The 23,201-nt window shown below is 46.3% G+C and carries 9 protein-coding genes and 3 pseudogenes; 7 read left to right on the forward strand and 5 right to left on the reverse strand.

The genetic code is table 11. The features are described from left to right. Nucleotides 1-3 precede the first annotated feature (3 nt). The 3 genes from NQ510_RS03180 to NQ510_RS03190 form a co-directional block, all read right to left on the reverse strand. Entirely contained in the window at nt 4-1,749 is a 1,746-nt protein-coding gene (locus tag NQ510_RS03180) for a RagB/SusD family nutrient uptake outer membrane protein (protein WP_005830446.1), read from the reverse strand. 18 nt (nt 1,750-1,767) lie between these two features. Beyond that, entirely contained in the window at nt 1,768-4,809 is a 3,042-nt protein-coding gene (locus NQ510_RS03185) for a SusC/RagA family TonB-linked outer membrane protein (protein ID WP_229031907.1), read from the reverse strand. Between the two features lie 159 nt (nt 4,810-4,968). Beyond that, nucleotides 4,969-6,189, reverse strand: a complete 1,221-nt coding sequence (locus NQ510_RS03190; RefSeq protein ID WP_005830450.1) for an AGE family epimerase/isomerase — start codon at nt 6,187-6,189, stop codon at nt 4,969-4,971. 1,246 nt (nt 6,190-7,435) lie between these two features. Between NQ510_RS03190 and NQ510_RS03195 the strand changes: the two are divergent. Next, nucleotides 7,436-8,798: pseudogene (locus NQ510_RS03195) on the forward strand (transposase). 427 nt (nt 8,799-9,225) lie between these two features. Here NQ510_RS03195 and NQ510_RS03200 read toward each other — a convergent pair. Then, nucleotides 9,226-9,436, reverse strand: a pseudogene (locus NQ510_RS03200) (glucuronate isomerase); the annotation flags it as partial. 6 nt (nt 9,437-9,442) lie between these two features. On the opposite strand from NQ510_RS03200, the pseudogene NQ510_RS03205 reads away from it, so the two are divergent. Beyond that, nucleotides 9,443-9,685 (forward strand): annotated as a pseudogene (locus NQ510_RS03205) (AAA family ATPase); the annotation flags it as partial. 2 nt (nt 9,686-9,687) lie between these two features. Here the strand turns inward: NQ510_RS03205 and NQ510_RS03210 are convergent. After that, a complete protein-coding gene (locus tag NQ510_RS03210; RefSeq protein WP_005830470.1) occupies nt 9,688-10,296 on the reverse strand; it encodes a ribonuclease HII in 609 nt (202 codons plus the stop codon). 97 nt (nt 10,297-10,393) lie between these two features. On the opposite strand from NQ510_RS03210, the gene NQ510_RS03215 reads away from it, so the two are divergent. From NQ510_RS03215 to NQ510_RS03235, 5 genes are all read left to right on the forward strand, one after another. Continuing rightward, nucleotides 10,394-12,016, forward strand: a complete 1,623-nt coding sequence (locus tag NQ510_RS03215) for a tetratricopeptide repeat protein (RefSeq protein WP_034525970.1) — start codon at nt 10,394-10,396, stop codon at nt 12,014-12,016. 1,037 nt (nt 12,017-13,053) lie between these two features. Further along, on the forward strand, nt 13,054-16,131 hold the full coding sequence (locus tag NQ510_RS03220) for a SusC/RagA family TonB-linked outer membrane protein (RefSeq protein WP_005830477.1): 3,078 nt from the start codon (nt 13,054-13,056) through the stop codon (nt 16,129-16,131). A 28-nt stretch (nt 16,132-16,159) separates the two neighbouring features. Continuing rightward, complete coding sequence (locus NQ510_RS03225) at nt 16,160-17,695, forward strand: RagB/SusD family nutrient uptake outer membrane protein (RefSeq protein ID WP_005834532.1); 1,536 nt, start codon at nt 16,160-16,162, stop codon at nt 17,693-17,695. Nucleotides 17,696-17,821: 126 nt separating this feature from the next. Beyond that, complete coding sequence (locus NQ510_RS03230) at nt 17,822-19,831, forward strand: MGH1-like glycoside hydrolase domain-containing protein (RefSeq protein ID WP_005830479.1); 2,010 nt, start codon at nt 17,822-17,824, stop codon at nt 19,829-19,831. A 69-nt stretch (nt 19,832-19,900) separates the two neighbouring features. Continuing rightward, entirely contained in the window at nt 19,901-23,137 is a 3,237-nt protein-coding gene (locus tag NQ510_RS03235) for a glycoside hydrolase family 2 TIM barrel-domain containing protein (RefSeq protein ID WP_005830482.1), read from the forward strand. Nucleotides 23,138-23,201: the final 64 nt, after the last annotated feature.

Below are 23,201 nucleotides of genomic sequence, written 5' to 3' on the forward strand. Positions count from 1 at the left end.
AAATTAATTGTTATGATTCGGTTCAATGTTCCAGTAGGTGATTTCAGTGTTGGGAATGGCCAGTAAAGGCAAGTAACGTTCACCTCCACCGATTCCAGGCACATTTACCTTAAGGCAATATTGCTGGATGTTGTTACCTATGCCCGGTATGCGGATTTCCATGTCTGCATTGTTGTTGGTATTGACGGGACCTGCACCTCCGGTGCGATATTGGTCTTTTACTTTGCTTAGTCGGTCAAGCAAACGGCCTGTACGAATCAAGTCGTATGTGCGTATATTTTCCATGCCTAGTTCTAGGCGGCGTTCATTCCAGATGGCTTCAAGCAGTGCCTGGCCTGTTACGGAGCTATCAAGGTCTGGGATGTTAGGCGTAATGTCAGGGTAGACGAATTCCCTAGGTGATCCAATCATGAACCCTTGGCAATAAGAAGATTCTCGGGCACGCCTACGCACTTCATTGACTTTTTGCCGAGCTTCATCTTCTCTTTGTAAATAATAGGCAGCTTCGGCATGCATTAGCAGTATGTCGGCATACCTGATAACAAATATGGCTTTGGTTGTACCAGTCAGCAAGGCATCTCGCCCTGATTCACCGTCATAGGTAGCCATTTTGCGACTATAGTAGTTGGTCATCATCTGTCCAGCTCTGTCAGGGAAATTAGAAGGAATACCATACAAGATTCCGTTGTTATAGCCGATGCCGTAAACTGTACAGCTCAGACGTGGGTCGGTTATATCGAAGGCGTCTACCAGATCCTGGGTGGGTTGGTTAAACCCCCAACCGCCGGCTGCGCTTCTATTTCTCTCGAAGAACCAAGAAAGAACCATGCCTGCATTCTGACTTCCGTTTTTACCAGTGTATTCAAACAATGATTCCCTTCGGTAATCGCCGTCAGTGATTTCCTCGAACAAGGTGGCGTAATTAGGCACTAACTGATAACTTCCGGAAGTGATGATGGAGTTTGTGATGTCATATAGGTCTTGCCAAGTGTTCGAACATTCAGCATCTGTACCTAGTCTGTAGAGCATGACACGTGCCAACATACCACGAGCAGCGCCTTTAGAAGCACGTCCCAAATCACTTGAGCCGTATTCTTCCCGGTTGGGCAACAATTCTTCGGCCTCTTTCAACTCGTCAATGATGAACTGCATGGTTTCCGAGTAGGAGGAACGAGGAATGGAACCGAAGTCAGAGGCCGTGACCGAAGAACGGAAGATAGGCATGCCACCATAATGCTGCAACAAATAATAATAGTAGTAAGCTCGGAAGAAGTGTGCTTCACCCATCATGCGTTGTTTTATATTAGCAGGAAAATTGGCATTGGCTATATTGTCCAGGATGAAGTTTGCACGCGAAACACCCCAGAAGCCATGTATGTAGAAGTAGTTGTTCAAGGCTAGTGAAGGCGTGAGCTGGAACATGGTGAGCTGTGTTAGGCCATTGGGATTGTCAGCAGGCTGACTCCCTTTCTCTGAATCGTCTGACATCATGCTGCCAAAGTAACAGTCAAAATGATTGTCCACCCAATCGCCATCCGGACCACTGCCGCGGCTGAATGTAAGCATATTATACAGCCCAACAATAGCAAGTTCTACATTGTCTTGAGTCTGCATGAAAGTGATACTTGATTCTTGTCCTTGTGGCTGTACTTTGTTTAGGAAGTCATTGCAGCCACTATTTATCAGAGCAATGCTCATCAACGCACCAGCTATGATTTTATTATTGCTTAGTCTGATTTTCAATTTCATAATGAAGATATTTTAAGATTATAAGGAAATGTTAAAACCCAATACGAAGGTACGCGGACGCGGATACGAGGCAAGGTCAACTCCGATGCTTAGCGGATTCCCCAGAAGGTCTCCCATCTCAGGATCAAATCCGCTATATTTTGTCAATACGAAGACGTTGTCTATTGAGCCGTAAATACGTAGTTTGCTGACATTGAATTTCTTGGTGAACGTGCTGGGTAACGTATAGCCAAGCTGGAGGTTTTTCATGCGCAGATAAGAACCGTCCTCCACATAGCGATCGGAAAAACGTGCGTTTTCATTCGGGTCAGAGGCAATCAGTCTGGGATAGACGTTGGTGGTTCCTTCGCCATGCCAGCGATTCATCATCTTCTTAGACATGTTCCATTGGCCAAATTCAGAAGAGTATATGTCCATCACGAGGGCATTGGCTATCTCATTGCCCACGCATGACTGCATGAACATAGAGAAATCGAAGCCTTTGTAGTTGGCGGTCAGGTTGAGGCCAAATGTAGCATCTGGCATGCCGCTACCCAAGTAGGTACGATCTTCGGGATTCAGAGGTAGTCCGTCATTGGCTGTCTTCAGAAATTTTACGTCACCAGGTGCTGCGTTGGGTTGAATCAGTTGGCCGTCGGGGGTCTTGTAATTGTTGATTTCATCCCAGTTCTGGAAAATACCGTCGGTCTTATAACCATAGAAATAGGCCATTTCCCGTCCTACTTCCGTACGGGTAAAGTTCTCCGCTTTACGGGCTACGCCGCCACCGTATATTGGGTCTGGTGAACCAAGGGAAAGTACTTTGTTCTTGACGAATGAAGCATTGGCAGAAATAGAGTAGGAAAAGTCTTTGCCTATTTTGTCATTCCAGCGGAGGGTCACTTCCAGACCTTTGTTACGCATAGAGCCAGCATTGGTGTTGGCACGTCCCATTCCAACATACAGAGGGATTGGGGTACGCAGAATCATATCTTTGGTAGTACGTACAAAGTAATCAATTGTACCGGTCAGACGCATGTTTAAGGTTCCGAAATCAATCCCGAAGTTCACCTGTTCAGCTGTTTCCCAAGCCAGCTCGGAGTTGGCGAATGTGCGTTGTATCTCTCCCTGCTGTAATTGATCGCCGATGACAGCCCTGTAGCTGGAATTCATCAGAGAGATGTAACCGAACTGTGCGGCACTAGCTTCATTTCCTACTTGGCCCCAGCCCATTCTCACTTTCAGTTGCTCGAAAGGTGTCTTGTCTTTCAAGAACTCTTCTTCGTGGGCATTCCAGCCCAGAGAGAATGATGGGAAGAATCCCCACTTTTGGGAGTCTGCAAACTTGGACGTACCGTCATAACGACCGGTTACAGTCAACAGGTATTTGGAAGCAAATGTATAGTTGATGCGTCCGAAGTAGGAAGCCATACGCGAGATAGTGGGCATGGAGTTCGACGATGTTTTGGAAGACTGCGTCAGTGAGTTATCTATGTACCATAAGTTAGGATTTTCAGGTACATCGGCAGCCGTACCGCTCAGGGTTGAGTAACGAAAATCCTGAATTTCAGCACCCAATGTAGAATTGATACTGTGCTTGCCTATCACACGGTTGTACATCAAATAGCCATTCCACAACCAGGAAGTGAAGTTGTTGCGTGACATGGTCAGCGAGCTATTGGTGTTGTTCTGGTTAGAGGCTACGTACCAGACGGGCGTATAGCGTTTGCTCTCATTAAAGTTGGCTCGTATACCATATTGGGTACGAAATGACAGGCCTTTAACCTTGGCAATATTGTCCATTTGTAGCGTGAAGTTACCTACGAACATATTGCTGATGGAGTGTCCGTATTTGTCTGAGCCCAAATAAATGGAACGTGCAGGATGGTAAGACGGATCGCTGAATAGAATCTCGCCCCAGTTGTCGTTGTATTCATCCCATGCTGGAATCATCGGATCGGCACGCATCACGGCCGGCCAAATGGAGCCGAAGTAATTTCCGTCACCGTTTCCTCCCTTTGAACTACGATGCGAATAGACCGCATTGATGCCCAGTGTCAGGTCCAAGGGCAATTTGTAGGTGTTGTTGATACGTCCTGTCAAGATGTCCATAGAATTATATTTCAAGACACCTTCTTGCTTAGCGTAAGTAGCACCTATGCTAAAGGTTTGGCGATCCGTACCTCCGTTGATGTCCAGATTGTAATTCTGTGAATAGCCCGTGCGCGACACTTCGTCTTCCCAGTTTGTTCCTTCGTATTTATTGTCGATGACGTAGTTGTACATCGCTTCATCGCGGGCACTTAGCGGTGTATTGCTGTTGGCAGCAAGCTCTTTCTTTAGTGTAGCAAATTCCCAGGCATTTAGTAAATCCATATGCTTGGTCGTTTTGGCCATACTAATATAGGCGGTGGCGTTGATGCTTGTCTTTGAATTATACTGTCCTCCTTTGGTTTTTATCAGTACCACTCCATTAGCACCACGTGATCCATAAATAGCTGTAGCCGATGCATCCTTCAATATTTCAAGGCTTTCAATATCCTGTGGTGATAAATAATCAATGTCAGATACAGGAAACCCATCCACCACATATAGTGGGTCAGAAGAGTTTATAGTTCCATAGCCACGTACTCGGATTTTAGTTCCGGCACCCGGTGCTCCTGAATTGCTGGTTACGTCTACACCTGCTACACGACCGGCAATAGCCTGACCAATATCGGTAGTAGAAAGCTGATTCAGTTCACTGGTAGTGACCTTGCCTACTGAACCTGTCAAATCCGATTTTCTTACTGTACCATAACCTACCACCACCACTTCATCAATCAACATGATGTCATCGCTTAAAGTGACATTTATTATCCGACGTTTGTTTACTGCTATTTCTTGGGAAGTATATCCCACAGAAGAAAAAACCAATGTTCCATTTTCAGGAACGGTCAACTGATATTTACCCTCCACATCAGTAATTGTTCCGGTTGATGTTCCTTTCAATAGGACATTAGCACCGATAACGGCCTCCTTGTTACTGTCTGTTACGGTTCCTGAAATAGTAATACTCTGGGCAATGAGTTCCGTTGGCATTACGAATAAAAGAAGTAAATACCTTAGAAAAAGAAATAGACTTTTCCTCTCTTGAATAAGTACATGTTTCATAAAAAATAATTTAAGTTAAACAATAGGTGTTTGCGAATCCACATAATGATTCCATACTGATCATTATGAGTGTATTTGATTATAGGGTCACTGTTTTTTATGAGTTTCAGGCAAAAAACAATCCATTATTTCCATGTACATACGTCCGTTGTGATACGGACATTTCCAGAATCCCGCCTTGTCATCATCGGTGTTCACCGTGCCGTCGGCACGCACGCTCCAATGCCATTCTCCGTACTTGTAGTCTACCAGATGCTGCTTGATGAAGTCCCAACATCGGAGAGCCTTCTGCATGGCCACTTCGTCATCAAAGTGCTGGTAGAGGTTGGCATGTCCCACTACGTTCTCGGCCTGCACCCACCAGTGGCGGTCAGTATCGGTCTTTCCTTTATCCAGAAAAGTCTCGTATATCATGCTGCCGTCGGGCGTCAATCCTTCATCGGCAGCGGCAGCGATGTATTCTACAAGTGGTTCCACTTTCTCCAGGAGATCCTTATCGCCCAGAACAAGGGCAGCCTCGTGTATCAACCAGGAGGCTTCGATGTCGTGCCCATAGGAGACAATGCGGTATTTACTAACCCAATCATCATTGAAGAACAATTCCAGATGACCGGTCTTGATATTCAGAATCCATTCCGTGAAAAGGCCTATCAAATTGCGCAGTTGCCTCTCCAGACGGGTATCCTTCCACACGCGGAAAAGATTGGTATAAGGTTCCAGAATATGCAGATGGGTATTCATCGTCTTGCGCTCGTTCTCATCCTTGGCGCTGAGGCGCATGTCGGCTATTTCTCCCCATTCGCGGGTCAAGGCTTCGCAATAACCGTTTTTCACGGGGTCGAAGCTATGCTCTTCGATGGTCTCGAACAAGCGGATGGCATATGCCAGCGCTTCATCATCGCCCGTGGCACGGGCATATTCACTCAGCCCGTAGATGGCGAACCCCAAAGCATAAATCTGCTTCTTGGTATCGAGCGGATTGCCTTTATAGTCGAGAGACCAGTAAACTCCACCAAATTCATTGTCATAGAAACGGTCGATAAGAGTACGTTTGGCACGCGTAGCCGTTTCCAGATACTCCGGCCTCTTCAGCAAGCGGTATGCAGCCGAGAAGGTCCACAAGATGCGGGCGTTCAGGATTGCCCCCTTTTCTGCTTCGGGCTTCACCTCCTCCCGGCCCGTGATACGGCCGTAGAAACCGCCGTTCACTTCATCCGTCATTCTATTTATCCAGAAGGGGAGGATATTGGAAACCAGCTCCTCCTCCATCTCTTGTCTCATCCTCATTATAATATCCAATACAGCCATAACTTGATTAAGATTAGAAAATCCATATATAATAACCGTTTTAATATTGTCTGATAAATATGGTTACATATAACAGAAACATAAACTTCATAAAACGATTATTTCAACAATGGATATATATTTCTGATGGAAATATCCGCATTGTTATCGTGTTTTCATTTGTTTTATGCAAAAATAGAAAACAAGTATAAATAATAATAATACTTTATTATCTATATATAATACATAACGTACAGTATCAGCATACAATGCATATAATACTATACATACATAATAATAGCCTATATAAACTAATAATCCTGCTGTGTTAAGATTACCATGTGAATGATATGATATTATTTTATCTATATATAATACTAAAACACCATTTGTGAAAGAATATAGATTCAAGAATTAAAACCACAAAAGATAATAAATCAAGATAAAAAGTAAATAGGAACAATATAGTTACTTCACGACTATAATCGACGGGCAAACCAATGACAGTGCCGGAAAACAAGTGGAGGAAATATAAAACTCTCTCCACATACACCAAGGTACGTCTATCCATTGCCCGTTCATGTCCCCTGCCTTGTGAAGCATTAAGGTATGGAACTGAAGGGATATTATTATTCAGCCGGTAAGGATATAATGAATCTTTGCCATTCTGACCAATACTTGATACAAGGGCTGGTCATAAAGAAACGATGAATATGGGATATGGCTTACTGTCAGTTCATCATCGGCAGAAGGGTTATCTCAGTATCACTATGGGAACTAATCCCACAACTGGACTCTGTATTGGTCTCCCGTTCTATCCATCATTGGCAATTCTGGCTTTGGATGAAGTGTTGGATACATGACTACTTAGGAAATGGAATATAAAATTGGAATAATATAAAATATTTTATATATTCATACTGCACTATACCCGTTCTGTGGGGCATGATAAGTCAGTCTTTTTTCTTATATTATAGGTGGGTAGCGTTTTACACACTCTAGGGATAGATAGTTTTTTACCGGTTAATCAGTTGATATTCAATTTAGAAAGTCGTATCATGTTGTATTTTCCAAGGAGCCGAATTTTGAATGTTTACCACTAGCGGATGATATTTACCCTCCTAAAAAGGGACATTCATTAAATATTATAAAACCATCCAACTAATTCATACACAATGCATTGCGAATTAGTTGTTTTTTGTATCTTTAGGTACCCCCCTCAAATAAGGTCTGGAAGCCAAAACGGGGGAAATTCCCCAGCAAAGATATGGCTAAGATACAACATATTTCGGAAATCCACCCTACTTTGGGCTTTACAGAATTTGATATTCTGGAAAAATATCGCAGGAGTTTTAAGGAGAGTGAACTTGGCAGGCTTCATTCGGTGTTTCCGTTTGAGCATATGGGCAAAGCCGCAGGCTTGTCAGACCGGCGTCTGGGCCGCATGAACATTTTCAGTCATTCCGCAAAGATAGCCCTTATGGTCCTAAAGGCCTACACCGGGTTCTCTGACAGACAGTTGGTGGAACATCTGAACGGGAACATACACTACCAGATGTTCTGCGGAATTATGATAGCCCCATCCTTTCCAATAACTAACTTCAAAATAGTCAGTGCCATCCGTAATGAGATAGCATCCCGTCTTGACATTGATTCCTTCCAGGAGATCCTGGCTTCACACTGGAAACCATACCTTGAGAATCTTCACGTGTGCATGACAGATGCCACATGCTACGAGAGCCACATACGTTTTCCTACGGACATGAAGCTTCTTTGGGAAAGCATCGAATGGCTCTACAGGCATATCTGCAAGCATTGCTGTGAGCCTGGCATAAGGCGTCCGCGTAACAAATACAAGAATGTGACGGAATCCTATCTGTCCTACTGCAAGAAAAGAAAAAGGAAGGCCTCAAGGACAAGGATGCTCAAGCGCCGTATGATTAGGCTTCTTGAAAAGCTCATCAGTCAAAGGGATGGGATTCATAGCCGATACGGCACTTCACTCCGGTATACACAGGATTACCGGAAGCGTCTTTCCATCATCAGAAAGGTTCTTGTACAGGAAAAGGAAATGTTTGAAGGCCGAAAAGTCAGTGATCGCATCGTCAGCATCAACCGCCATTATATACGTCCCATCGTAAGAGGCAAGGAAACCAAACCCATCGAGTTCGGTGCAAAGGTCAATAATATACAGATAGACGGAGTATCGTTCATCGAACACCTCTCGTTCAAGGCTTTCAATGAGGGTATACGCTTGAAGGAATGTATCCGTATCCAGCAGAAGCTGATGAATGTAAGGGTAAGATGTGTGGCTGCCGATTCCATATATGCCAATAATGCCAACAGGAAGTTCTGTACGAAATACGGGGATATCCACTTCCTTTGCACGCAAGGGAAGGGCAGCAAAAGATGAGCCCTTGAGGAAGGTGCTCAGAAGTGAGCTCTCAAAAGAAAGGGCCACCCGGCTTAAAGGAAGCTTCGGTACTCAAAAGCAGCAACATTACTCGCTTTCAAGGATAAAGGCCAGGAACAGGAAGACGGAAATCCTGTGAATTTTCTTCGGAATACATACGGCAAATACCATACTGATGATTGACAAGATCAAAAACAGAACGGTGAAAGCAGCATGATATGAGTTTACTGAACAGACCTGAAGAGGTCATCAGGCTTCTTCCGCAGCATCATGTCTTGATAGATAAGAGTATAGGAGAAAATACAGAAAAATAACAATAAAAATGGTATATGAAGTGATCATGCTCTATCATTTTCATATGCCATTGTATTTTGTAGGGACATTTACTGAATATCCCCTAAATACTACTGGTGCGATAAAATCGCACCAGTAGTAAATTCAAAGAGAAAATAACTATAAAAAGGTAGAGGGTAGACACGTTTCTCGTGACCTTATATACCATGTTCTAAATCAAGACTCTTTTTTTGAAGTTGAAGGTTTTATATTCCATCCGGAAGTCAATATCACTTTCTCAAAATTCTTTTCTACAGTACCCTTTGTATAAGTGAAGTGTTAATTTTTATAATATACTGATAAATAAAGATTTACGTTTGAATATTTCTTGTTGTTTTTAGTTGTTCTACACTTCTAAATACAGTGTTGTAATAGCAAATGTCCTCTGCCATCTTGCAAGTGCGCGGTATCTCACCTATTGGCATCTCACCGTTTTTCACATCATTACTTAAGGGGATAAGAAAGGAATGATCGTGAATCGGTCAGCATTCCAACAAATCGGCTCAACAATCCGAGAAGGGAAAAGATTTCGCCAATCTGATAGATACTCTAACCCCCAAACAAATTAATTTCCTAATGGCTGTTGCTGACGGTGTTACCAATTTTTCATCTAAAGAAGTGCTTACTAAATACCAATTAGGGACATCTGTCAACATAAAAAATCTGAAAAAAGTTGCTACTGAAAAAGACTTAATTGACATACTGCCCGGAAATAAAATTGAACTTCAAGATCCAGTATTCGAATATTGGCTAAAGCACATTTATAGATAATACTATTGTTCGAAGTTCAGCGACAACTGCCCATCCCCCAGAAGATTGAACGTCAAGCGATGATAGGGTGTAGTACCCCGCTCAGCAATGGCGGCACGATGTTTCTTGGTGGGATACCCCTTGTTACGATTCCAGTCATAATACGGATATTCCTCGTGAAGGCGGTTCATGTAGTCATCACGATAGGTCTTTGCCAAAATGGAGGCGGCAGCGATGGAAAGGTACTTCCCGTCTCCTTTCACTACGGTAGTATGCGGCAAGTCCCGATATTTCTTAAAGCGGTTGCCGTCTATCAGCAGATGTTGCGGGCGGACATTCAGTTGGTCAACAGCACGGTGCATGGCAAGAAAGGAGGCATTGAGAATATTGATTTTGTCAATTTCTTCGGGAGAGACGACGCCCACCGCCCACGCCAGAGCCTCTTTCTCAATCACTTCACGCAAGGTATAGCGTTGTTTTTCCGTCAGCTGCTTGGAGTCGTTCAAAAGTTCATTCTTAAAGTCCGTTGGCAGAATAACAGCAGCGGCATAGACCGCACCGGCCAGACAGCCGCGACCGGCCTCATCGCATCCTGCCTCTATCAAATCTTTATTCAAATAAGGTAATAACATATATATCGCTATCTTTGAGGCACAAAGATAAATCTTTTTGGAGGGAAACCGGACTTCTAAGAAGAATTAATTAAATTTGCAGAAACAAGACGATGCCATGAAGAAAAACCTATGTCTACTACTCGTATGTCTTCTGTCAGCAGCTGCCCCACTGCAAGCTCAAGACATGCAGCAAGCACAGAAATTGATTGACCAAGCACAGAAATACCTGTACAACAACCCCAAACAAGCTTCCTACTATGCAGCTCAGGCTTCTGCCTTGTTTCCCGAAGATGAGCCCAGTGAGGTCCGCGCACAAGCCATGATTCTCTACTGTCAAGCCGAACAATTGTTGGGGAACTTCGACCTAAGTATCAAGAATCTTTATGACACCCAAAAATATATCCATCCCACCAACAAAAAACAAATGGCACAACTCTGCTCCTTGATGGGGCGTGTATACAGCAAACTAGGCGATTACAACAAAGCCATTGAACTGAACGACAAAGCAACCTCCATCTTCAAATCCATCGGCGATTCCACCTCTGTGGCCGGATGCTATAACGAACGTGGAGTAATGCACCACTTCATGAGTGAATTTACCGTTGCCGAGCGTTTCTTCCAGCGTGCGCTGGCCATCAACCGTGCCCAACGAAACCTGAAAGAGATTGCAACCAACTTGAACAACCTCTGTCTGTACCGAGGCAATACGGAAGAGAAACTTTCTTTCATCCAGGAAGCCATCACCATCAACAAGAATCTGGATGCCCAATGGTCCCTCGGAGAAAACTACAATAACATGGGAAAACAGTATTACTACGGCAAACAATACTCCAACGCTTTGGAAGCATTGCGCAAAGCCTATGAATATGCCCACAACATCGGAGCCCGCGAACTGATTTGCGACAATTACGAATATTCGTCCATGGTATATGCAGCTATAGGTGACTATGCCCAAGCTTATAAGTATCTGGACAAGAGGTACCACCTGGGCAAGGAACTGCAAAGTAGCAACAAGCTACGCAACATCGAGCAGGAAATTTCCTATAAAAGATACCAAGACCAAAAATATGCTACTGAAATGCAGGAACAAACCTACAAGATAGAGCTACTGAAACGCAATTTGTGGCTTTTGGGCAGCGTACTTATTCTGGGAATAGCTTTCAGCATCTTTCTATATAAATGGTATAAACGCCGAAAAGATTTGCAACTGATAGAAGCACGCTACCAATTGCAACTGTCCGAAAAAGAAGTGGCCGAACTGAAGATGCATCAGCAAGAGCTGGAACTTCAAAATGTACACAATGCCCTGGCTACCAGTCGGCAGGAGGCAACCAGCTTCGCCGTATTCCTGAAAAGCCGCAATGAACTGCTGGACAAAATACGCGGAATGGTGAAAGAAGGATATAAGATGGACGCGCAAGCCATCACGCCCCACCTGAAGAAAATCAACGCATTCATCAGCCAGAGCCAAAGCGGAGACAAAACCAACAGTGCCCTATTGACAAACATCGATGATAAAAGCAATGAATTCCTCCAAAGACTGGTAGCGATTCATCCCAAACTGACACAAGGCGAGAAATATCTTGCCACCCTGCTAAGGGTGAACCTGTCTACCAAAGAAATATCCATGTTGACCGGTACTACCCCTAAAACTATCAACATGAACCGTTACCGCCTGCGCAAATCCCTCAACCTCTCTTCCGAAGAAGACCTGACCGACTATCTACAAAATATATAACCCGGCTCAAGGCTGAAAATATTTATTTTGCATTTCTACCCTCACCGCCCTCACTGCTTACCTAAAAGTCTTTATTCATCGGACTTTCAGAGGTGAGTAAGGGCAATTTCAAAAAGGTGAGGGTAAAGTTTGCTCTCACTTTGTCTCAGTAGAAACAAGGCATCGAACAAGTAAGCATAGGCTCGCAAGTCCGGAAGAAGGGACTACTGTATCAGTATGCAAATGAAAGAACCGTCTACTAATGGCGTTTATAAAGAAAAAAAGTGTCTAGTGAAATCAGGAAAAGACAGGAAAAGACAGCTTTCTTTTTGTTTCCCCCAATATAACCGCTTGTTTCAACACACAGAACGGTTTGTTTCGACGTGTAGAACAATGTGTTTCATTAGGGCGAACACTTTGTTCCATTATAGTGAACACTTTGTTTCATACTATATAAACACCTTGTTTTATGTTGTGCAAACAAAACGTTTTATACTACATGAACGAAGTGTTTTGTACTGCAGAAACAAAGTGTTCATCACTATGAACTAATAAGTTATCCGTATTTTGCAAGAGATAAGATATGAATGTCATCCGTCTTATACTCGACTTCCTCTTTTACAGATGGCTTGCAGATAAAACATCTGCAAACCATCTGCAAGGGACATCATTGATAAACAGTAGTATCTCAACTCTCCTCCGGGGAGGAGAGTTGAGATACTACTGTTTATCAATGATTATAAAAGACCTGCGAAACTTGAGTTGCTTGATATTTCTAAAAGAGTTGGTTTCCTTCTTCATCTAATCACCGTTTACTTGCGCAACTCAATAATTAATGTAAATCGGGAAAAGTTTATGTGGATATAGTTTTGTAGATATAGAATATCTCATTTACTCCTATTTATCAAATACTTACAAAACTATTTGTAGATAATAAAACAAAGAATATCCCTCTCTTGTAGTCTGCTTGTAGATAACATTCATTAGCAATTCCTGTTTATGAAGCTTAATTTAGCATTGTGAAAAACCAATAGTATTAACCTTAAAAACTTATTCAAATGAGTAAAAGTAACTACTACAAAGAAAGAGTCATTCAGCTACTTCTCTTCTTTGCTTTTATGCTGCCTATGGGCGCATTGGCACAGAACATTCAGCTGAACGGTACCGTAACCGATGTTTCCGGTGAATCTGTCATCGGAGCCAGTGTATTAGAGAAAGGAACAACAAATGGAGTAATCACTGACATCGACGGTAACTTTACCCTCAGCGTTTCCCCAAAAGCCACTATTATTATCTCTTACGTGGGCTATGCTCCACAAGAAATCGCCCTCAATGGTCGCAAGGAATTGAAAGTGGTGCTGAAAGAAGACACCGAACTACTGGACGAAGTAGTCGTTATCGGTTATGGCACACAAAAGAAATCGGATGTTTCCGGTTCGGTAAGTTCCGTATCGGGCGATAAACTAAACAACATACCTACCGCTAATGCCGAAACTGCCCTGCAGGGTATGGCTCCCGGTTTGATAGTTAACTTTGGTAGCGGTGCCGCCGGCTCCACTCCCAGCCTGCAGGTGCGCGGTGTAACCACTTATGGAACAGACAACTCTCCGTTGGTAATTATCGATGGCGTTCCGGGTGATATGAGTTTTCTGAACCCCGAAGACATCAAGTCAATGTCTGTATTGAAAGACGCTGCCACCGCCGCTATTTACGGAGCACGCGCCGCCGCAGGCGTTATCCTGATTGAGACTTACCGTGGTACCAAATCCAAACCCAAAATCACGTTCTCAGCTTATTGGGGAGTGGATCAGATAGCCAAGAAACTGGATGTCTGCAATGCCGAAGAATTTATCCACATGGCAAAGATGGCCCGTACAAACGCCGGTCAAAACCCCAAAAACTGGCCTGCTTACATTGCGGCTTATGAGCAAGACCCCACACAGTTTGGCGACACCGATTGGCAGGACGAATACTACCGCAACGGCTTCACACAGAAATACAATGTGGGGTACACTAGTGGCAGTGAGAATGCCAACGTAGCTTTGTCCGTATTCTATTCAAAAAACGAAGCCATCGTGACCGGCACGGGTGACGAGAAATATGGCTTCCGCTTAAACTCAGACATGAAACGCGGCAAGTTCAAAGTGGGCGAATCAGTAAACTACAGCCGTTGGGAATCGGAAATGGAAGCCAACTCAGGTTTTCCCGGCATATACCAAGTGACCAACATGGAACCTATCGCACGTCTGTATGACGAGAATTGTGACGGCGGATACGGTGGTGCCATCCCCGGCATGAACATGAGCGATGCTGCCAACATGGTAGGTTATAATAACCTGATTGAGAACACCCGCGCCACAGATTACATCAAAGGATCGGGCTATCTGCAATATGAGCCCATCAAGGGACTGGTAATCAAGGCACAAGCAAGCCGTAGCCTCCTTTTCCGCGAAACCCGCGTATTCAAACCTACTTACGAACTGGGTGCCATGAAGTGGAACGAAAGCGCCTCACTATCACAGACCCGCACCAGAAGCGTCAACGACCTGCTGGAACTGACTGCCAACTACAACTTCACCATCAAAGACAGTCACGACTTCGCCTTCCTGCTGGGAGCTTCACAAGAAGAAAGCACTTACGACCTATTGGGTGCATCGGGTTCCGAATTCGAGAACAACGACATGGGCATTCTGGGCCAGGCACGCAAAGACTATGGTGTGCAAGGTGAAAAGACCCGTAGCGGCTTGCGTTCCGTATTTGGCCGTGTGAACTATAGTTGGAAAATGCGCTACATGTTAATGGCCTCGTTCCGCTATGACGGTTCTTCACGTTTTGCCGACGGTAACCAGTGGGGGTTCTTCCCCTCTGTATCAGTAGGCTGGAACATTGCCAACGAACCTTTCTGGGAAGATATGAAAGAAACAGTCAGCTCCTTCAAATTGCGTATGAGCTACGGCGCCCTCGGTAACCAATCGGTACCTCTCTATCTCTACATTCCCAAATTGGACTCCAACGCCGACAACATCAACTACCCCTTCGACGGCAAAGTCGTAAACCAGGGATATGCAGTACGTAGCCTCCCCTCAAGGAACATCAAGTGGGAAACTACCTTCTACAAAAACATCGGTGTGGACATGAGCCTATGGAACAACAAACTGGAATTCTCGATTGAAGGTTACATCAAGGACACCAAGGACATGCTTTCCGAAAAGAACATCAGTCTGTCTACCGGTTACGGTGCACTGACGGTGAACGACGGTGAACTGCGCACCACCGGTATGGAAATGCAACTGATTTACCACGGTAATGCAGGTAAGGACTTCAAGTATGACCTTGACTTCAACCTGAGCCACTTCAAGAGTAAACTGAAATCAATGGCAGACCCCAACTATATGTACGAATATGGTGCTTCACGTACCTACGTGGGTGGTTACTTCGGTGAATTCTGGGCTTACGAAACCGCAGGCATCATCCAAAATGAAGCAGAAGCCAAACTTTGGAAAGAATCACACGGACGCAAGGACAGCAAAGGCAACTGGATTCCCATGCAGCCCAACGCAGAACCCGGTGACCTCCGCTTCGTAGACCAAAACGGTGACGGCATGCTGGACAGCGATGACAAGAAGCTTCTGGGCAACGGTTGCCCCAAGGCCTCTATCGGCTTCAACGTAACACTGAATTACAAGAACTTCGATTTGGTAGCCAACTTCTACGGTGACCTCGGTGTAGACCGTTACAACTATACCAAATATCAATTGGAGCGTATGGATACCAAGTTCAACTATGGCAGAAACGCACTGAAAGCATGGACTCCGGAGAACCCCAACACCAACATTCCACGTGCCGTATACGGCGACCCGAACAAGAATGCTCGCACTTCCGACCGTTTCATCGAACGAGGCGACTTCTTCCGCCTGAACAACTTGCAACTGGGCTACAACCTGCCTGCTACAGTTTGTGGTAAGTTGGGCATCAGCAACCTCCGTTTCTATGTAGGTGGTACACGCATCTTTACCATCACCGGTTACAGTGGCTATGACCCCTCTACCAACGGTGGTATTGACCGCATGGGTTACGACTATGCTTCATCACCTCTATGCCGCACTTTCATGGCCGGTATTAAATTCGGATTTTAATTGAACCAAAACTTTAAAAAAGATGATTATGAAATTAAAGAATATATTATTGTGCGCCTCAGTCTTAGGAGGCCTGGCACTCTCTTCATGTACCGGAAATTTCCTGGATGAAGACAGAAACCCCAACTCACTGGACCCCGAAAACTTCTGGAAGAGCGAATCCGACATCCTCAAAGGACTTACCGCAGCCTACGCTGGACTACAGCCTACCATCGAATGGGCGCAACCTTTCGAACGCTACATTGTGATAGACAACTACCGCAGCGACGAGCTGGACTACCGCCCCGACGTGACCGCCTGGATGGAACTGGCCATGTACAACAACGAATCGACCAACTACGTGCCCAACGATGAATGGACCAACCTCTATACCAGTATCAACTATTGCAACCAGTGTCTGGACAACATTCCCAATGTGCCCGACAACGATGACGAAGGCATCAAGCAGACCAAAGCGACCAGTATTGCCGAGGCACGTTTTCTGAGAGCCTTCTACTACTACCGTCTCTTCATCAACTTCGGTGAAAGACTACCAATGTTCGAGCACGAACTCGAAGGTACCGAAGAGGAATTCTATCCTCCTCAGGTAGAAGCCGGCAGACTGAAGACTTTCATCGAGACAGAACTGAGTGAATGTCAAGCCAACCTTCCCGAAAAATGGAATACAAACATGGCCGGACGCGTCACTAAATATACTGCCGCAGCACTCTTAGGCAAATACTATATGTTCATCGGCGAAAAGGCCAAAGCCAAAACAGAATTCTGGAAAGTCATTGACAGTCACAGATATGAACTGATGGAGAACTATGGCGACAACTTCAACGGACTACACGAGAACAATAAGGAATCCATCCTTGAAGTACAGTTCACCGGAAGTCTGGAAGGCGGGCACTACGAATACAATCTCTTTACCTTGCACTTGGGTCCCGACAGTGGCTGTGGCGCATACGAGGAAGCATATCCGTCCAAATGGTTATTCAATACACTGAAGAAAGACCTCACCGAAGATGGGGAATACAGCGACCGATTGTATGAGACTATCATTTTCGACGATCCCAAATCCCGTCCGTTCTATTACGAAGACGGCAAAGGATTCAGTGATTACCACCAAGAAGACAATATCTACTGGCGCAAATATGTGACTTACGACAAGTCATTGGGTGATTACTGGGATTATTCCGGTTTCAACATCCCCCTCATCCGCTATGCGGACATCCTGTTGCTCTATGCCGAGTGTCTGAACGATGAAGGAAACTCTAAAGAAGCCATCAAATACATCAACAAAGTACGTGACCGTGTACACGTAACGCCACTGTCCGACACCCTAAGTAAAGAACAAGTGCTGAAGCACCTGCAGGATGTGGAACGTCCTTGCGAACTGGCCCTCGAAGGCTCACGCTGGTATGATCTCATCCGTTGGGGCATTGTGGAAGACGCACTTAAGAGTCATGAAAAGCCTTTCGCAAGCAATTTCATATCGACCAAGCATATCAGACTCGCTATCCCTCACAAAGAATTCCTGATGAATCCTGATTGGGTGCAAAACGAAGGTTACACAAAATAACCGATAACCCTACAACTCAGTCTCTATCGGAAGCGAAATGCCGGAAACGGGATCCCATCCGATAGAGATTGCTTTTAATAGAACTCTCTGTTTCAAGACTTCATTTCATCATATACTTAATTTACCATGAGACATCCAAATAAAAACATCGCTTTGACTGGCATCGTTGCCTGCATACTGGCCTCGTGCGTCAAAGCTCCCACTTCTTCAGAACCGCTTTTATCCAAGCAAGCGGACTTCTGTAATCTTATCAACATAAAGAACACTCCCGCCGGAGCCGTAGACTGGGATGCCTACGTCTTTGCCGACAAAGGTGCTTGGATGGCATACTCACTGCCCGACAACGAAAACCGTCGCCATGCCGGTGCTTTCATGGGACCTATGGTCATGACCGGACGCGGATGGATAGCTGCCGGACTCGCCGAACCTACGCTGTGGGTGAACGGCGAACAGTATAGGATGGTGTACAATGTACAGACCACCCGATACCTCCCCGGCAAACTGATACAGGAATACAACGATGAGAACTTAAACTTCACTACCGAATTGTGCTACCTCACCTCACGTTCCGTAGCCATACGTTCAATCGTGAAGAATATGAGCCAAAAACCGGTAAAGGTCAGCTTCGACTGGAACGGAGGCGTATACGAGCCTACCTCTGTCGTAAGCAGCATAGATAAAGGTCTCTCTTTCATCCGCCCCAAAGATTCCACGAACACGGTAATCCGATTCCTCACAGCAGACAAGATTCAGGCTGTGGGGAGCGATAGCCTGCACGTCACAGAAAAAAGTGAAATGACCCTGGAACCCGGCAAGACTTATCAGTCGGAGATGACTCAAACCCTGACGCTGCGCGGTGAAGACACAGCCAAAGAACTGGCTGCCATAGCAACGCTGAATATAGACAATTGCTTTGAACTAAACGAACAGCAATGGAACGCACAAATCGCTTCGTTGCTGAGCGGAAACAGCAAGTACCTCAAGGACAACAAATACCGCAAGGTACTCGTAAAAGCAATGATGACCCTAAACAGCAACTACCGCACCCCTGCCGGTGACATCCTGCATGGCGGCAGCAACCCGTCGTACAACGGATTCATCAACGGCATCTGGTCGTGGGACTCCTGGAAGATTGCTTCGGGCAACGTACATTTCAACGAGGAGATAGCCAAAAGCGAAATGATTACCCTCTTCGACTATCAAGCCGACAACGGCATGGTACCCGACTTCATCAGCTACAACAAGAAATACAATAACTGGCGCGATGCCAAACCGCCCGTAGCCGCCTGGGGAGCCATGAACGTGTATAAAGCTACCGGCGACAAGAAATTCCTCGAAACAATGTTCGACAAGCTCTATAAGTTCCATCAGTGGTGGTATGCCGAGCGCGACCACAATCACAACGGCATCTGCGAATACGGTTCCACCGACGGCACTCTCATTGCTGCCTGTTGGGAAAGCGGCATGGACAACGGCGTACGCTTTGACGATGCCGTGATGCAGAAAAACAACGAGAAGGCATGGTCCATGAACCAGGAGAACATCTGCCTGAACTCGTTCCTCTACGTAGACAAGACCATCCTCGCCGAAATGGCAACCCTCCTGAACAAGCCCGAACTGGCGGCACAGCTTAATGCCGAAGCCAAAGTCATCAAAGAATTCGTACAGACAAAGATGTGGGACAAGGAAACCGGATTCTTCTACGACACCCGTATCGATACCGGCGAGCACATCAAAGTGATGGGTGCCGAATGCTGGCTGCCACTCTGGGCAGGCATCGCCACTCCCGAACAGGCCAAACAGGTGATGCAGAAGATGATGGACCCGCAGAAGTTCAACTCCACCCTTCCATTGGGTACCTTGGACATCAGCCATCCTCGCCTGCGTCCCGTGCGCGGCTACTGGCGCGGCCCGGTCTGGGTAGACCAAGTGTACTTCGGTATCACCGGCCTGCGCAACTATGGTTTCGACCGGGAAGCCGACATACTGACTGAGAAGTTCATCAACAACGCCCAAGGACTCACCACCGACGGCCCTATCCACGAGAACTACAACCCGCTGACCGGCGAAGCGCTCAATTCGCCTAACTTCGGCTGGAGTTCGGCATGTATCATCAAGATGCTGCTCGATGAGTAACTCTCACGCAAAACAACTCTCAAAAGTCTGAAAAGACAAACGATTATACATCATTAAAAGCATACGAATATGAATAAGATACATTCAATCTGCACCCTCGCACTGATGCTACCGTTATGCGCATTTGCACAGTACGACGGTACACCCATGAACAAGACGGGCGACACCAAGAAAGCGGAAACCGCCGTAAGAACCGACAAATATCCTCACTCGGACAACGATTGGGAAAACTTTGATGTGTTGCACATCAACCGTCTGCCTTCTGCCGCCACCTTCATGGCCTACACCACCAAAGAGAAAGCAGTGAAGAACGACAAGAGTCAATCGGAATATTTTCAGTCGTTGAACGGTACCTGGAAGTTTCAGTTTGTTCCCCGTTCGGACCAGCGCCCGATGGACTTCTTTGAAAAAGGCCACGATGTAAGCGGATGGGGCAACATCAAAGTGCCTGCCAACTGGGAAATGGAAGGCTATGGCCATCCTTTCTATGTAGGTGCCGGCTACGGCATCAAGCGCAACCCGCCACTCATTGCCGTGGAAAACAGTCCCGTAGGTTCCTACAAACGCACATTCAACGTCCCTGCCAACTGGAAAGGCAAGCAAATCGTCCTCCACTTCGGAGGCGTGGCCTCAGCTTTCTATGTGTGGGTCAACGGTGAAAAGGTGGGTTACTCGCAAGATTCCAAGACCCCCAGTGAGTTCGATATCACCCCCTATGCAGTAACCGGACAGAACGAGATTGCCGTGCAGGTATTCAAGTTCAGCGACGGCTACTACTTAGAGGATCAGGATTACTGGCGCTTTGCCGGTATACAACGTGATGTGTACCTTTATGCCCGTCCCAACATCCACGTGCGCGACTTTGAAGTAGTGACCGACCTCGACAACGAGTATAAGGACGCCGACTTCCACCTCTATGTGGAACTGGACAATGCCCAAAACTCCCAACGTACTCAAACGCCCAAGGTAAAAGGTGCCGAAGTGGAAGTGAGCCTGACGGACAAAGAGGGAAAAGTCATCTACACTGAACGCCAACGCGCCAAAGACAACAAGCTGCACTTCCTGAAACACATCGAAACGCCCCTACTGTGGAGTGCTGAAAAGCCCAACCTATACCAGATGATGATTACACTGCGTGCCAACGGCCAGACACAGTACATCTGCCGCAACATCGGATTCCGCAAATCGGAAATCAAACATGCACAGTTACTCGTCAACGGGCAACCCGTCTACATCAAGGGCGTAAACCGCCACGAACACGACCCTTACCACGGCCATGTAGTGGACGAAGCCTCCATGATACGCGACCTGGAACTGATGAAACAAAACAACATCAACAGCGTGCGCACCTCCCACTACCCCAACGACCCGCGCTGGTATGAACTGTGCGACATCTACGGCATGTATGTAGTGGACGAGGCCAACATCGAAAGCCACGGCATGGGCTACAAACCCGACCAATGCCTCGCCAACCAACCCGAATGGCAGAAGGCTTTCATCGACCGTACAGAACGTATGTTTGAACGCGACAAGAACCACCCCTGCGTCATTATTTGGTCATTGGGCAACGAAACCGGCTCAGGCTGTAACTTCCAAGCCACCTATGCTTGGATTCATGCCCACGACCGTTCCCAACGCCCCGTACACTCCGAGGACTCTGGCAAAAACCGTCCTTTCACCGACATCTTCTGCCCCATGTACAAGAAGATAGACGTGTTGATAAACCATGCTCTCTATCTGCCCACCATGCCCCTCATCCTCTGCGAATACGCTCATGCTATGGGTAATAGTGTGGGCAATCTGCAAGACTACTGGGACATCATCGAGAAGTACCCTTCTCTACAAGGCGGTCACATCTGGGACTGGGTGGACCAGGGTCTTTACAACAAGACCGACGACGGTAAGTTCTACTGGGCCTACGGCGGCGACCTTGCCCCCGAAGGCACTCCAAGCTCGGCCAACTTCTGCATGAACGGCCTGATTGCCGCAGACCGCACATTGAAGCCCCACATACATGAAGTGAAACGGGTGTACCAGAATATGGCTTTCAGATTGCTCGATTATCACGAAGGATTGGTAGAGCTTAGAAACAAGTTCTTCTTCACCAACCTGAATGACTTTGACTTCACTTGGCGTTTGGAAGGCAACGGCGAAGTATTGGCACAAGGACGCATAGATAATGTAGATTTGCCCGCCCAACAGACAGGCGTATTCCGGACACAGTTCCCCACCATACATTCCACCGAAGGAGTAGAATATTACCTGAATTTCTATGCCAGCCAGAAGCGCGACGAGGGTCTGCTGAAGGCCGGTACACAATTGGCTGCCGAACAAGTGAAGCTTCCCTTCTATAAGGCTGTTACCCCCAAAGCTGCCTCAGGCAACGTGACGGCAAGCGACAGCGAAGCCCTACTTGTCCTCACTGCCGGAAATGTCAGTGTAGGATTCGACAAAGCCACCGGAGCACTCTGCTCGTTCAAGGAAGGCAAGGAAGAGATGATTAAGGAAGCACTGCGTCCCAACTTCTGGCGTCCGGTGACGGACAATGACATGGGCAACGACATGAACAAGACCCTGCGCCCGTGGCGTGAAGCCGGACGTGGCGTCAAACTCACCTCATTGGAGAAAACAGCGCTCGACAAAGATGGCTATGAAGTAGTGTCACACTACCGTCTGCCCGAAGAAGTTGCCGGTTCGGAATTCATTGTCCGCTACCGCTTCTCACCGAGAGGCAGCCTCGATGTGAACTGTACTTTCATTCCTGCCAACGACACTTTACCTTTGATGCCCCGCATGGGTGTGAGCATCACCCTGAACAAGCAATACGACCAAATGGCATGGCTAGGTCGAGGTCCGCACGAGAACTATTGCGACCGCAACGGTTCTTCCTTCGTGGGTCTGTACAAAGGTAGCGTAGCCGAACAGTACTTCGCCTACGACCGTCCACAAGAAAACGGCAACAAGACCGATGTACGTTGGATGAGCCTCACCGATTTGAAAGGCAATGGCCTGATGGTTATCGGTGCACCCACAATCAGCGGCAGTGCCTACCTCTTCCCGACAGAAGATCTGGATGAACCCGGCACACGCAAGTCACAACGCCATATCTCAGACATCCAACCCAAAGATATGGTGACTTGGAACATAGACTTCAAGCAGATGGGTGTGGGTGGAGATACCAGTTGGGGAGCCTACCCGCATCAACCATACCTGATTCCTGCCCGTAAGATGGAATTCTCATTCCGCTTATGCCCTGCACAAGAAAAAGGAGTGAAAGAGAACCAAAGATATTTGGAAATGAAGTAATTTTGCAATTGTCAAACCTCAGAAGCGCCTTCCCCTCTTTAAACAGGAGGCGCTTTTGAGGGTA

It is taken from the genome of Bacteroides uniformis, from assembly GCF_025147485.1.
GTDB lineage: Bacteria > Bacteroidota > Bacteroidia > Bacteroidales > Bacteroidaceae > Bacteroides > Bacteroides uniformis.